8 protein-coding genes and 4 pseudogenes are annotated in these 13,771 nt (G+C 55.7%); 7 read left to right on the top strand and 5 right to left on the bottom strand.

Annotation, left to right across the window (positions count from 1 at the left end):
* Positions 1 to 36 precede the first annotated feature (36 nt).
* Entirely contained in the window at positions 37 to 480 is a 444-nt protein-coding gene (locus tag JCM19049_RS22920; RefSeq protein WP_374700194.1) for a glycoside hydrolase family 16 protein, read from the bottom strand.
* 1,857 nt (positions 481 to 2,337) lie between these two features.
* Here JCM19049_RS22920 and serA point away from each other — a divergent pair.
* The 3 genes from serA to JCM19049_RS17660 all read left to right on the top strand — a co-directional run bounded on the left by serA (position 2,338) and on the right by JCM19049_RS17660 (position 5,807).
* A complete protein-coding gene (gene serA / locus JCM19049_RS00930) occupies positions 2,338 to 3,933 on the top strand; it encodes a phosphoglycerate dehydrogenase (RefSeq protein WP_054820516.1) in 1,596 nt (531 codons plus the stop codon).
* Positions 3,934 to 4,555: 622 nt separating this feature from the next.
* The gene (locus JCM19049_RS17655; RefSeq protein WP_279402155.1) at positions 4,556 to 5,125 is read left to right on the top strand and encodes a hypothetical protein; all 570 of its coding nucleotides are present in this window, start codon (positions 4,556 to 4,558) and stop codon (positions 5,123 to 5,125) included.
* 241 nt (positions 5,126 to 5,366) lie between these two features.
* The gene (locus JCM19049_RS17660) at positions 5,367 to 5,807 is read left to right on the top strand and encodes a hypothetical protein (RefSeq protein WP_279402156.1); all 441 of its coding nucleotides are present in this window, start codon (positions 5,367 to 5,369) and stop codon (positions 5,805 to 5,807) included.
* Positions 5,808 to 6,004: 197 nt separating this feature from the next.
* Here JCM19049_RS17660 and JCM19049_RS00940 read toward each other — a convergent pair.
* From JCM19049_RS00940 to JCM19049_RS00950, 3 genes and pseudogenes are all read right to left on the bottom strand, one after another.
* A pseudogene (locus JCM19049_RS00940) lies at positions 6,005 to 7,306 on the bottom strand (ISL3 family transposase).
* Positions 7,307 to 7,778: 472 nt separating this feature from the next.
* Positions 7,779 to 8,057 carry an ATP-binding protein gene (locus tag JCM19049_RS00945; RefSeq protein WP_279402157.1) on the bottom strand — a complete coding sequence of 93 codons (279 nt, stop codon included), beginning with the start codon at positions 8,055 to 8,057 and terminating at the stop codon, positions 7,779 to 7,781.
* Between the two features lie 61 nt (positions 8,058 to 8,118).
* Positions 8,119 to 8,469, bottom strand: a pseudogene (locus JCM19049_RS00950) (transposase); the annotation flags it as partial.
* A 1-nt stretch (position 8,470) separates the two neighbouring features.
* Here JCM19049_RS00950 and JCM19049_RS17665 point away from each other — a divergent pair.
* The 4 genes and pseudogenes from JCM19049_RS17665 to JCM19049_RS00970 all read left to right on the top strand — a co-directional run.
* Positions 8,471 to 8,725: pseudogene (locus tag JCM19049_RS17665) on the top strand (transposase); the annotation flags it as partial.
* Between the two features lie 544 nt (positions 8,726 to 9,269).
* Positions 9,270 to 10,544, top strand: coding sequence for a glycosyltransferase (locus tag JCM19049_RS00960; protein ID WP_054820520.1), 1,275 nt, complete (start codon positions 9,270 to 9,272; stop codon positions 10,542 to 10,544).
* 43 nt (positions 10,545 to 10,587) lie between these two features.
* Positions 10,588 to 11,403, top strand: a pseudogene (locus JCM19049_RS00965) (glycosyltransferase family 4 protein); the annotation flags it as partial.
* A gap of 283 nt (positions 11,404 to 11,686) precedes the next feature.
* The gene (locus tag JCM19049_RS00970; RefSeq protein ID WP_279402158.1) at positions 11,687 to 12,913 is read left to right on the top strand and encodes a heparinase II/III family protein; all 1,227 of its coding nucleotides are present in this window, start codon (positions 11,687 to 11,689) and stop codon (positions 12,911 to 12,913) included.
* A 322-nt stretch (positions 12,914 to 13,235) separates the two neighbouring features.
* Here JCM19049_RS00970 and JCM19049_RS00975 read toward each other — a convergent pair whose 3' ends face one another.
* Entirely contained in the window at positions 13,236 to 13,544 is a 309-nt protein-coding gene (locus tag JCM19049_RS00975) for a hypothetical protein (protein WP_054820523.1), read from the bottom strand.
* Between the last annotated feature and the right edge of the window lie 227 nt (positions 13,545 to 13,771).

The raw sequence follows: 13,771 nt of genomic DNA on the forward strand, positions 1-13,771 counted from the left end.
ATCGGGCCTTCAAATGAGGCCCTCGGGTAGCGGCATTCAGCCCTTATACGACCATGCACGCACATAGTCGATTTTGAAGTCCGCGGTATCTTTCGTGGTTGAGTCAGGCATACCCCAATACGGAGATCCATATTGCATGTTCAGACGAATGTGGAACTTGGCAGCCGTCTCGAAGGCCTTCTCATATGCTGCGTTCCCTGCACGCTTGACTGTCTTGAAGGGCTTCCCGTCGAAGAGCCAGGTCATTCCCTCAGGAGTCCACTCGAAAGCCCATGTATGGAAGCCGCCGGAAAGATCGGTAACCGGAATCCAGGAGTTGGTCTTGCTCTTGCCCGTCTGATCGTAGTGAAGCGTGCCTTCGCTGCGATTGAATGGATCGAATGAGGTGTTTGCGCTATGCGGAGTTCCGTAGGCCTCCATGATGTCGATCTCACCGCCGGTCTTGGCACCATCCGGGCGGAGCCAGAATGCTGGCCAAATACCCTTGGCATTGCCTTAGTCAGTGGCAACTGTGCACGCATTTCCCATCGGCCGTACTTTTGTGAAAACTTGCCAATACTGTCGATGTACCCGGTGGAAAACTCACGCGTTCCACTTTTGACTACCGGCATGTTCATGCGCTTGCCCTTGATGGTCAGCACACCGTCCTTGGTGCTGGCATTCTCCTTCTTGATGATGGCGCGGTCGTAGGACAAAACACCATGGGTTGCATCATCGCGCACAGTCCACTTGGACAGGGCTCCGGAGAACTCATCTTGCCACACAGGAGTTCCCCATCCCGCAACATAGCCATCCGATGATGAAGAAGGCGGCGTGGTAGGAGCGACCGGAGCGGTATTCGCTGCGCTGGTTGATTTCATCGGAGCGATGACCAGGTCGTCATAGGAAAGGGTTGCTGCCGGGCTCTTGTTCCCACGGTAAGCGCTGACCTCCACAGTTCCAGGCGCCGTCAGGGCCTCCTTAGAGGAATCAGTGGCCGACGTGTTCCAGCCAGCGGGCTCCTTGCTTCCCACTGGCCATGCCTTGGCCCGAACGTTTACGGACGGCTTTCCGGTGACTTCAAGCTTGATGTTTACTTGCTGATTGGCAGCAACGCTGAAGCCGAGCTTTACAGGAGCTGCAAGCCCTTTCATGCCATTGCTGGTCCACCTGTTGAGCTCCAAATACGCGACACCTCTTGGAGACACACGAAGAGTGGCGCGATAGTCACCAGCTGTGGACTTTCGGGCGTGTAGCGACGAATAGATGCCGGCACCGCTCGAGGCGAGCTTGTCGGCGGAGACCTTATAGGTGGTAACTACGTCTTGCAGCTTGTAGTCAGTGTTGACAGCTTGGTCTTTCCAGAAGCCGGCAGCTTGATAAGGGCGCGCGATCCGTTGACGGAAAAATCGGCTCCGTTGCTGGAGTAGGAAACCGCGGAGGAGTATTCGCCCCACCCCGACGATTGCGTGCGGTTCATCGAGTCGCTGACAATGGCTTTGCCCACTGAGTAATTGGTGGCTGCGATTGCGTTAGGGCTCTCGCCAGCTATAGGGGGCACGACAGTGAGCGTTGTGGTTAGGGCGGCAGTTACTGCCAGAGCCTGAATCACTCGTTTCTTAGTCGGTCGACGTCGCGAGCTGGGGGTCTCGTAAACGGTCGTCAAAGTTGGCCTCAAATCATAGGACTAGTTCGTGGTCTGCGTCGGGTTGACCCGGCTTGCAAACCCAGGGTAGGGAGGGGGAGACGCGTGGCACCGAAGGCAAAAAGTCGCGCCGACCGTCAAACATGGTGACATGCGCCCAATATCGTTAGCAAACCGTTATAAAGGTGCCTTGTTTTCCTGCATGCAGGAAGGATTAGCCAGCGGAGAGTACAAGAGAGTCGAGAGCTCCTTCCTTCTTCAGTGTTCTAAAAGAATGATGACCTCTAGTATTCGAAGGTTATGAGCCTTATCGGGTAAAGCATCGCCACATGCCGAGCTGCCGTTCTGATCTGCGTTAGTTTGACACCCGCAGGTAAGGCATTTCACAAGATGCAGGGCGTTTCACGCGCGGGCCGAGTCACCCGGCCGAGAGACCACAGCCGTGAGAGGAGGGGTGAAGATACGAGCGGGTCCGAACGGCACGCCCGATGAGTACAGCACGCGTACGTGGTGACTGCGGCTGTCTAATTCCGGTCAATATTGATACCGGACGGCCGTCTCGTGAAATTTCACAAAGTAAGATGATTCCGTCGTAACATGCAGGAATTCAAGGCTAAAGACCGTTCCGAAAGGGCTAGCCTGATTAACAGTGCTCTTCCTCAAGAGCCCCATGCAAGCCACCAGCCCAATGAAATCGCAAAGGTGCCACCCTCGTGTCTGACAACAAGCCCGTAGTACTTCTGGCCGAACAGCTCTCTCCCGCCACTGTCGCCGCCCTCGGTCCAGACTTTGAAATTCGTCAGGCGGACGGCGCGGACCGCTCCCAGCTACTCGCCTCCATCGTCGATGTCGACGCCATCCTTGTTCGTTCCGCCACGCAGGTGGACGCGGAAGCGATTGCAGCAGCGAAGAACCTCAAGGTGATTGCCCGCGCCGGTGTTGGTCTGGACAATGTGGACATCAAAGCAGCCACCCAGGCTGGTGTCATGGTTGTGAATGCCCCGACCTCGAACATCATCTCGGCCGCGGAACTAACCGTGGGCCACATCGTGTCGCTGGCGCGCCGGATTCCTGCGGCCAACGCGTCACTGAAGGGCGGTGCGTGGAAGCGCAGCTCCTTCACGGGGGTGGAACTTTTCGAGAAGAAGGCTGGCATCATCGGCCTGGGTCGCATCGGAGCACTGGTGGCCCAACGCCTACAGGGTTTCGGCATGGACATTGTTGCTTACGACCCCTACATCACCCCGACCCGCGCCCAGCAGTTGGGCGTAACACTGTTGAGTTTGGACGAGCTGCTGAAACAGGCGGACTTCATCTCGATCCATATGCCGAGGACCCCGGAGACTATGGGGATGCTCGGCAAGGATGCCTTCCGCAAGATGAAGGACAGCGCGTACGTGGTTAACGTGGCTCGGGGCGGCCTGGTGGACGAGGAAGCCCTCTACGAAGCGCTGAAGAACGAAGAAATCGCCGGCGCGGGCATCGACGTATTCGCTAAGGAACCCAGCACCGACCTGCCGTTCTTCGAGTTCGATAACGTCACCGTCACCCCACACTTGGGTGCTTCCACCGACGAAGCCCAGGAGAAGGCTGGCGTGTCAGTGGCTAAATCGGTACGTCTGGCGTTGGCCGGTGAACTGGTGCCGGACGCTGTCAACGTGGCTGGCGGTGTCATTGACGAGAACGTTCGCCCCGGAATACCGCTCATCGAGAAGCTGGGTAGGATCTTCAATGCTGTAACTACTGGTTCACTCACCAGTATTGACGTTGAGGTCGCTGGCGAGATCGCTTCCTTGGACGTCAAGGCTCTCGAGCTCTCTGCTCTTAAAGGCGTGTTCATGGATGTAGTGTCCGAGCAGGTCTCCTACGTAAACGCACCGGTACTTGCGGAACAGCGTGGTGTCGCTACCCGCTTGATAACCACACCGGATTCCCCCGAGTACCGCAACCAGTTGACCATCAAGGGTGCTTCCCACGATGGTGCCCAGCTGTCGATCGCTGGCACCCTCACCGGTCCGAAGCAGGTCGAGAAACTGGTTGGCATCAACGGTTATGAAATTGAGATCCCGATTTCTGATCACATGATCGTGGTGCGTTACAACGACCGTCCCGGCATCATCGGCAGCCTCGGCAGTGTATTGGGGGAACAGGGCATTAATATTGCGGGCATGCAGGTATCGCGCGATGAGAAGCACGGAGATGCCGTCGCCGTGATCAATATTGATTCAGCGCTTCCGCAAGGTGTGTTGGGTGTGGTGGGCGCAGCTATTGGAGCAAGCGTTGCGCGTGAGATTAACTTGAAGAGCTAGTTTCTTCGCGTTGGTCCGCTCGTTCTAGAAACACGTTCTAGAACTAGCGGTCAAAGCTTTGCACGTGTCTGAATGAATGTTCTCTTCCAGATCAATGTTGGAAAGCGAACCTTGCTTGCCGTATTGATCACTGCAGTGCGGTTTCAATAGAGAGCAGTCCCCAGCGGACATTTCAGGGATACGGAGTTTATCTCCAACTAAGCCAGTCTGTTAACTCTCTGATTAGCAGTCACAACTCGAATAAAATAATTCGCGTTTCCGTATGCTTGGAAACACGCGTCAATTTTGGGAGAAACTTTCTGTTTACAGCAGCGAAAAAATACGGTGTTTCACTCGCCCTGTGTGGCTTGGTGGTTCTCGGTACATCGTGCGTTCAGGAATCCGACGCAATCCGACAACAAGAGTCGCATATCGAATCGCCTTCCCAGCCTAAGCTGCGCCTGAATTAAAACGAGAGTTCAATCAGAGCTTCAACGATCGGACTGAGGGGCGGAGCGCGACCTTCACTCTGGAGGGCACCAATTTAGGAACCTTCCTGAGTGAGCAGAATATCGGGATCTCGTTCGAGTCCACAGAACTGAGTGATCCACGGTGGGATCCGGATGTAGGAAATCTCGACGAGATGTTGCTGGCCCTTGGTAAACCAGGGCTGCGTTTCGGTGGCAATAAACTTGACCGCAATATCTTTTGGAGCTCTACGGGGGAGAAAGCACCCGAGGGAAAAACTTTAGTCACGCCTCAAGATTTGAGGCGAGTGATGAAAACGGTGCAAAAGATCGACGCGAAGGTAACCTTGGGTATTCCACTTGGTACTTTCGATCCCAAACGCGGTGCAGAGATGACAAAACATGCAGCTGCGATCTTCGGTGAGCATCTAGTGGGAATCTCCATTGGCAATGAACCCGACGGATTCACCAGCGGCGCCCGTACTGGTCTGAAATTACGCGAACCCGAAACGTGGAATGAAAGCGAGTACATTAAGCAGGTACGCCGCTACATCGAAGCCCTTGACGCTGAGGTCGAATCTGATGTCCCGATTATTGGCCCAGACGTGTTTGATGGATCCTGGATGAGTGCATTCTTGGCGGCGGAAATTCCGAATACTGCTGCACTCACTCAACACTACTACGCAACTTACGAATGTTCGTCTACTGCCGTGCCTGGTCGTGGCCCCGAGTGGAGAATCTTTTGAATCCGATTGTTGGGAAAAGCTCGAGCAAGATGTTTAGCATCGGGCTCGCCAAGGCCAAAAAGGCAAAGGTGCCCCTATGGGTAGAGGAAACCGGGTCGACGAGTTGCCCGGGCACTAACAATACTTCAAAGACTCACGCCGCGGCACTCTGGACGGTGGATCATATTTTCTCGGCTGCCCAACAGGGCGTTGAACGCATGAACATGCACTCGATGCTCGGCGCTTGCGAGGAGGGGCTCCCATGTCCGTGCTCTGCTCCGCGGAGGGTGCCGGCGCCAAGGGTGAAGGAGAGCTACTGGCGCAACCAAATTTTCTAGCTATGCGCCTGAGTCAAATCAGCAGTGGAGGACGTTTTCTAAAAATCAGTGCTTCCGGTGATAATAATTTACGTTCCTATGCTGTGAGGTCGAAAAATGACACAATTTTAGTTACCGTCATTAACAAAAACAATGCATCCGAATATTCTTTCAATCCGATAAAAATTTCCGTTCCCATGGGTTATCGAGCCACTCGCGCAGCCCAGCTTTATGGGCCCGACAACGAATCGATCGAGGACACGGCATTTGCCGTTCCTGCACCGATCTCAGCAAAGAGTAACGGTATGAAAAAAAATATCGACGGGCATCTCGAAATCGAGTTAGCCGCTAGTACCGCCACCACGATCGAATTCACGAAAGAGTAGTTGCGATCAGGGAATGCTTCATTCCCGACTTTGCTAATTTCCGCGGGCTTCCTAAAAGACGAGTTAAAATTAGATGTACGCACTGTATCGGCAAGGCTTTCGTGCGTGTCCGCAACTCGGGTTATTCATTGGTTGCATGGTCGCAATTCATAGGTCCAGGATTTCGCCTTTGCATGGGTACCGGCTAATCCGGCTCTTCACAATTGAGGGTGTAACCGGGGCCTGAATCCGCCCGCTTCCAATAATGGGCGATATAGTTCGCCAGGTTCCTCAACCCCAGGGCCGATCCGCGCAGGTGTTCCAGCCTGCCGTTGATTGCTTCGGTGGCCCATTCGAGGTGCCTTCCCGGCCGAAGTAGGCCAGGATGTCCCCGGAACGCCGTTTCAACGCCCTGCCCAGCGAGGCCAGCTCGCTCAGCTGCTGGGGAACCTTCGCGGTGAACAGGTCGATGGCCTGCCTCAACGCCCACCGGCCAATCTTCCGATCCGGTTGCCGGTAGGCGTCCACAATGCGCTGATACACGTTCCAGGTCAGCTCGACTGGTTCATGCTGTTCATCGGCGAAGAGCTCTTCTAGTCGCTGGGTCTGTTTGTCGGTGAGCAGCTCATCCCCGGTCAGCAGGGTCCGGCGGGAGGCATAGAGCGGGTTTCCTTTGCGCCCGCGGTGCCCGCAGGTGTGCTGCTGGATGCGCTGCCGGCACTTATCCAATGCCTCGGCGGACAGACGCACCACATGGAAGGGATCCATCACCTCGACCACGTCCGGTAGCTCTTCGGTGGCGGCGGTCTTGAAACCAGTGAATCCGCCCATGGCCACCACTTCAATCCCGTCTCGCCACGCCTGATCGCGGTCGGCGAGCCAGGACTTGAACACTGCCTTGAAGCGCCCGGCCACCATGTCCAGCAGCCGAGCCGGGCCGGTGCCCTGAGCCACCGGAGTCAGATCAATGATCACCGTGACGTATTTGTCCCCCGTGCGGGTGTGGCGCCACACGTGCTCATCCACCCCGATCACCTTCACCCCGTCACAGCGTTCGGGCCGGCTAATCAGCAAGCGCTGCCCTTCGGCGAGCACCGCGTCATTGGCGGTATTCCAGGACACCCCCAGCCCCTCGGCAATCCGTGCCATAGACAGGTGCTGACACACGATCCCGGCCCGCGCCCAGCGCAGCCCTGCGCGTGAGATCTTCGCCCGTGGTGCGGCCGCACCGCTGGTGTCTTGGCGCCAGACCCGGCCACCAATCCCCGCACCGGTACCGGCGCACCCGGATCACCAGCGTGGTCGGCCTCCAGCCACTGGCTCATGAGCCAGGCGGCGCACCACGGTGCCCCGGGGAACACCTGCCTGCCCGCACCGCCGGCACCACGACTCTTCCTGGGCGACCCGGCACAAAAGTTCGGGACGCGAAGGAAGCAGCCGCTGCCCGTAGGCGATCAGTCTTAGCTCATCAAGGCGGCAGAACGTGGTCAGATCAGGGCGGTGACGGTAGGATGGGGCATCGTCGGGGTCTTTCGAAAACGGTCGTGTAGGAACTTCCATTCTCGTGAAGACCTCGACTTTTCCTTCCCAGCGACACGCCCGAAAAACCCTGTCACCGGACGTGCTGGTTTACACCCTCAATTGCGAAGAGCCGCTAATCCCTATGCTTTGCGACATCTGGCGGCGTTTCTCATGTTCGAGGTCGACGATGGCACTTCCCGCACAGGTATGGATGCCGGAACTCACGGTCTCGGTCGTGTGAGTGTTAGTAGGTTGGGGTACCACCGGATATTACCTCTAGGGACCAGCGTTATTGCCGTCGGAGACCAGCAGTCAATATTCGGAGCTTGCAGAGCCACCGATATTCCCACTGGGAGCCACCCGTTATTGCCGTTCAAAGCGGTTCAATATTCTCGTTCAGAGCCACCCGCCAACCGTAGCAGTTGACCGACGGCTCTCAACAAGGAACTTCACCGCGAACGCATCATGGGTCTAGTGTTCGGTCCGCGAGTACGCCTCGCGCATATTGAACCCCCCGGTCTCAACCCGGATCGTGTTTTGTACGATGCGGTCCATGACCGCGTCCGCCAACGCACCCGCACCCAGCCGGGCATGCCAGTCCCACTGCTTGTACTGGGTGCAGAAAATCGTTGACGCGGCGTCATACCTTCGCTCCATGAGCTCGAAGACGAACCGCGTGAACTCTGCGCCTGGCGGATCCAACAGCCACTCATCAAGAACCAGAAGACTGTAGTTGGCATACTTGCGCAACAGCTTTTGCGCGCCGTACGGCTTATGGAGGCTCTTAAAAGTTCAGTGTGGTGCATGATGCTCAGCACGGCCGTAGCCCCGCCGTGTACAACAATATTCGAAGCCGGTAGTGCCCATGATTGCGATAACCTCTCCCGATTCGTTTCAGGTTCTTCGCCGTCTGATTCGCCGCCTCGCTCCTGGCATTGGTCAGCCGGGTCCGCACGAAGACCAGCAGCTCCCTACGCCATGCCGTGTGCGTGCGGAACAAGGACTTCGTCTCAACCATTTTCGTGGCCTTCACAGACTTCTTCAGTACCGCCCACCGTGACTGGAACTCATCAATATCCCGGGTTTTCAGCAGTTCTCTCACGTGCTCCTTGATCGCATAGATCACCCCCAGCTCCGGATCCGTTTCAAGGATCAGCTTCAGTCAGTCGGGTACCTCGATCAAATCCGAGCGGTTGGGCCATTCAGGCAACAAACGGCTCAAACGCGCCTTGTTCTTCTCCGCGTTCACCTCCATCCGCTTCGACCCGGTCAGTCGCGCCTACTACGACCGCAAACGAGCCCAAGAAAAACGCCATAACCAAGCCCTGATCGCACTGGCTCATCGACGACTCACGGTCTTGTTCGTTATGGTTCGAGACGGTTCGTTCTATGACCTACCAGCACTAAAAAGTGCTTGACAAAATACATAGGGGCACCCCCGCATGCAACGGCTCGGCTAGCAGATAAATCCGGTTGCCCAGCGGGTAGTTGTGCAGGTTCAGCATCTTGGTCGCGTCAATCTACAGGCTAGTAGATTCAATAGGAATCAGAACGCCGCTTCTTCCTGACGAGCGATATAGGATTGACTTTGGAAAATCAGGAATGAGGCTTTGAAATAATGATACCGAATCTTCGTAGGCTGCTGGTGGTTGGCGGCGGGGCCGGAGCCCTCACGATTTCTCTCCTAGCAATTGCGGCCGTCACAGACTCGTGGATTCTCGCCCTACTAGCTGGGGTCCTTGGAATCGGTCTCATCGTTATGATTGGCGCGTCCGTCTTTCGTGTGGCTGCACGATCTTCCGCATTAACTCGCCAATTATCGACTAAGGCGAATAACCTAGAAGCGCGTGAACGGGTCCTGGCTGAGCGGTTCAACTTCGAGAAGACGGAGAAATCGTACTGCTACGCCGCGTTGTAAAGCTTGAAGAGATCGCAGTCGGCAATGCGAAGAGTTTCGACGCAATGCGAGAATTCCGGGAGCAGACTGTTGCAGAATTCGACCGGACTGAACGGGCGCTGTTCGCTAGGATTTCCAGCATCGAGAATGAACTTGCGCTGCTGAGTAATTCCGCTGCATCGTTTGTCAAAGCGGTTAAAAACTTGAATTCCATGCAGACGCAGACAAAAGATCTCGTGGAACGCAACAACAGAGACATACGCGTGCTACGGAAACGGGTCACTTCTGAATTTAAGCAAAGAGTCGAGTCTGATCTGAACGATTTGAAGCTCTTATCCCGCGAAATGCTCCGTGCCACGTTCGAGGTCTCCCTTATTCTGGGCCAGAACCCTCCTGACGTCATCTCGATGGATGTGGCGAAGCGCCTACTCGACGACTACATAACTAGCGGTGACATCGTGCGCACCCAGCCCCTTCTTGAGTACTTCGATCTTCAAGATGATCTGAGCGTTACGGACCTTCGCACGATTTACCGTGGCCTCCGAGCTGCTGGTTACTGGGGACAGGCGTTGAAGGTTCTCCGCGTGGTTGCTCGTAAATCCAGGCGCGAAAATGATGTCCGCGCAATTGCCAAGATAGAGCATGAAATCTCGGCGTACTCCTGCAATGACCGCGATGTACCAGATTTCCCTGAAGGAAGCTGTTACGACCCGGAAGGACCGATCTTGCATATGGTGGGGCGTGTATTACCTGATACTCAAACGGGTTACACGTTGCGTACACACTACACCGCGACCGCCCAGGCGAGGAAGGGTCTGCCTGTTGCTATCGTCGGACAGCCAGGGATCACTGACCGCAATCTCAAAGAGACTGAACGCTACACTCACCAGGGAATCGACTACTATCTCCTTCCCGGGCCATCGCGAAAGGAAGCACTCCTGGACGAGTGGTTAGTTTCGGCCGTTAAAAATGTGGCGTTACTTGTACAGCAGCTGCGACCGAGCATCCTGCACGCACAGTCGGACTTCTTCAACGCCTTGATTGCTCAGATGGTTGGGAAGGAGTATGGCATACCGACAGTGTATGAATCTCGGGGATTCTGGGAGGAGTCGTGGTTGTCGCGCACGATCACCGCCCAGGGCTGGGGCGCTAACGCCGAAGAGATCTTCCAAAAGTACAGCCTGCCTGATGCATACATTCTGCGTAAGCGTGCCGAGGAGATAGTGCGCCAGCGCGCCGATCACGTCTTTACGCTGGCAGAGGTGATGCAAAACCATATTCTAGAGTCCGCAGACGGCGCCATCGAGCCTCAGCAGTCTCTATTGTCCCGAACTCCGTAGAGCCTAAAAGCTTCCCAATTCAAGGGTAGATGATGAACTTAAGTCAAAACTAGGCCTTCCTGAAGACGCTGTGGTCGTCGGGTACATCTCCTCTGTCGTGGAGTACGAAGGCATCGATATCCTCCTCGATGCGTACAAGATGGCATATACAGCCTCCGATAAACCAATATGTATGCTGCTGGTCGGCGATGGAGACTACCTTCCCACTCTCAGGAAACATGCCGTCGACCAGGACATTAAGGATGTCTTCTTCACTGGTCGGGTCCATCACACCGATATTCTGCGCTACTACGGGCTAATTGATATCTTCGTCGTGCCCCGTAAACCATCAGCGGTAGCGGATCTAGTTACACCGCTCAAACCCTTCGAAGCATTTTCTACGGGACGAGCCGTAATTCTGTCCGACGTTGGCGCCTTGCAAGAAATCGCGCGCCAATCGCAGTCTGTCGAGGTCTTCAAGGCTGGGGATGCAAAAGACCTTGCCCAGAAGATACTTGAGCTTGCAGCAGATCCAAAGCGACGAGGCGAGCTGGGCTCGCATGCGGCATCGTGGGTACGTAATCACCGCACTTGGGACAGTAACGTCAGCGCCTACTACGAGGTCTACAGGCAACTCGGTTATGTCGGTCCGTCGTCGCAGCTTCTCGAAGCGGAGCTACGACTACGCGGTCGCGGTATAAATCCCGGCGACGTAATTGACGAGGTTGTCGATACCGAGCTCCCGCCGCTTAGGAGTTGGTTTTCCGTCGATGGCGTAGAACAATGCGCACGAGAGATTATGGAGAAAGGCTGGACTTACGCCGAGTTTGAGCCCATCCGCGTGGTGGAAACGCTCGAATGGTCCGTTACGGGGAAGTAAACCGCTCCTGGGGTTTCCATCTTCACGCTTTCGAGTTCATGGATCCGCTTTTACGGGAATACAGTGCGACTGGAGAGCGCCTATGGCTTGACACTGCCGTAGCTATAGCCCTGGACTGGTTGGGCATCTACCTCGGGCCAACGCCGCCGGAGGATTCGATGGCTGGTACGAAATGTCGCTTGCACTGCGGACTCCTCGGTTACTCAATCTCTTGAGTAGAGTCAGTAGATACGAAGATCTGAGACTCCAAGCTACGATTCTTCTCGACGGTATCCTTCGGCACATGGATGAGCTACACAAAGACGAAGCGTTCAACCCGGGGAATAACCATGGCTTCTACACCGCAGCCTCGCAGCTGCACCTGCATAAGTTTGGCCGTGCCATTCCGGGTATTGAATACACAGGAAATGTAGGCGCCAAGCGTATGAGTGTCATGGTTGATAAGCAGTTCGCAGAGGATGGCGTGCATCTCGAACATTCGCCTGGTTATCACCAAATGTTACTCAGCTCTTTCGAAGCAGCCATCAATGATGGGCTGATTCAAAACGAAGAGATCCGCGAACGTATTCGACGCGCAGCGCACGTTTTGGGATGGATGATCCAACCGGACGGACATTTGGTCCAATTCGGCGATACTCAGGACACTCTAATGCAGTCTGTTCTCGCTACCTCGTTAGATCCGGAAACGCAGTTTGTATTGACCGGCGGCATGTCCGGAACCGCACCTGTCGCTGAGCTCGCCGTGTTCAATGACGGGGGTTATGCCTTTGTTCGTTCTCCCGCACCTCAAACCTCCTCAGAGATCGCTTCGGCGGGCTATCTGGCATTCAGTGCAGCATTCCACTCGCGTGCCCACAAGCACGCCGATGATCTCAATATCGTTTGGTACGACCGAGGGTCCGAGATTCTCGTTGATTCCGGTCGCTACGGGTACGGTGATTTCCTCCCTGCAGACTCTCCTCAGCGCGCGCAAGGTTTTTATTACGCATCAATGGAACGTCAGTACGTGGAGGGGACCAGCGCACACAACACGCTGATGATGGACGGGGCCGACCAACTTCGTCGAGGACGTATCCCGTACGGTAGTGGCATCATCGAGGCCACGCATACCGCGGGGTCATTTGACATATCAGCTCGTGCGAATCATACCGATTACCTCCATCGTCGGCGTGTTGTCTATCGTCCGGGACGTAAATTGCAAGTCCTGGATTCCGTATACTCTCATAATCAGGAATCCCGCGAAGCAACGATTTGGTTCAACATTGATGGGCGTTTCGAACTGATTGAGTTTGGCGATACGCTGGTGTTTGAACGACGAACGGGTACGGATGGACTCCGCCTCGAAGTATCTGGTCCTGGAACACGCCTTGAACCGGTGCTGGGCGGAAACGATCCCCTGCGAGGTTGGAGGTCAAGGACCGACCGTACCTTGGAGCCAGTATGGTCCATCGGATACACAGTGCCTGTCCAGACGCGCGCCTCTGTGTCCACCACGTTCAGATTCATTTGATTAGGCGGGTGAGCAGCTGGTCACCGCCGGGGGCCCATCCGCGCGACGCTGGATGTTGGCCCGCCGGATTGCCCAGGACGCTGAGTTTCAGGCGAGAATCGTTGATCTGAAGGTCTGTGACCAGCTGGTTGAATAGCCAGTTTGTGCCGCGGTCAAGGGTGTTTAGGGCTATGACCTGTTTCGTGCCATGGCTTAGTAACCCCTTTTCAAGCCCTTGACTAACTCTTCAAGATCTGCTGGCACATGCGCATCGAAGGTGATCTCATCCCCGTTGATGTGCACCCTTGAAGCCCGCAGCTTCAAGGGAATTGACCAGCCGCTTCTAGGGCAACCCGGATATTTCCTGCAAGTGCCGGCCGGTAGCCAACGCAGCGAAGACCACGGTCAAATGGGCATCAATTGAGTCTTTTTCCCTGTGGAAGATCGGCCTGGCCCGCAGATCCGATTTCGTCATCTTGAACGACGCTTCAACTTGCCATAGGTCGTGATGGGCGCTGATCACCTTTGTGGCCGGAACAGTATCGATGGGAAGGTTCGTCACGTAGCACTTCAGTACGGCCAGCATCCTGGCTCGTTCGATGACCTTTTCATCACGTTCTTTATCGGCCCCGGTCACTTTCAGGAAGCGCACCTTCTTCGTCGGTGACTTTCCTGCGGCGACTGCTAGCCCAACGGTTTCATCGGGTCGTTGAGGGCCGCTGATTTCCAGTTTTTCCGGGAATCGGCGGCTTTCTCCTGTTCCGGGGTCGCCGATGACACCAGGGTCACTGGTGCGGGTGCCGGTTCCATTGTTCCGGTCGTGGCTCTTTCATCTCGTTCGTGGGCAGAATTGATTGCCGGTTCAGGCAGTAAGGTGGC

This window comes from Arthrobacter sp. JCM 19049, from assembly GCF_001310435.1.

Excerpts from the sequence above, each read along its gene's own strand:
- JCM19049_RS00960 (WP_054820520.1), top strand. The coding sequence starts at position 9,270 with ATGCGAGAATTCCGGGAGCAGACTGTTGCAGAATTCGACCGGACTGAA.
- JCM19049_RS17655 (WP_279402155.1), top strand. The coding sequence starts at position 4,556 with ATGTTGCTGGCCCTTGGTAAACCAGGGCTGCGTTTCGGTGGCAATAAA.
- JCM19049_RS17660 (WP_279402156.1), top strand. The coding sequence starts at position 5,367 with ATGTCCGTGCTCTGCTCCGCGGAGGGTGCCGGCGCCAAGGGTGAAGGA.
- JCM19049_RS00970 (WP_279402158.1), top strand. The coding sequence starts at position 11,687 with ATGGATGAGCTACACAAAGACGAAGCGTTCAACCCGGGGAATAACCAT.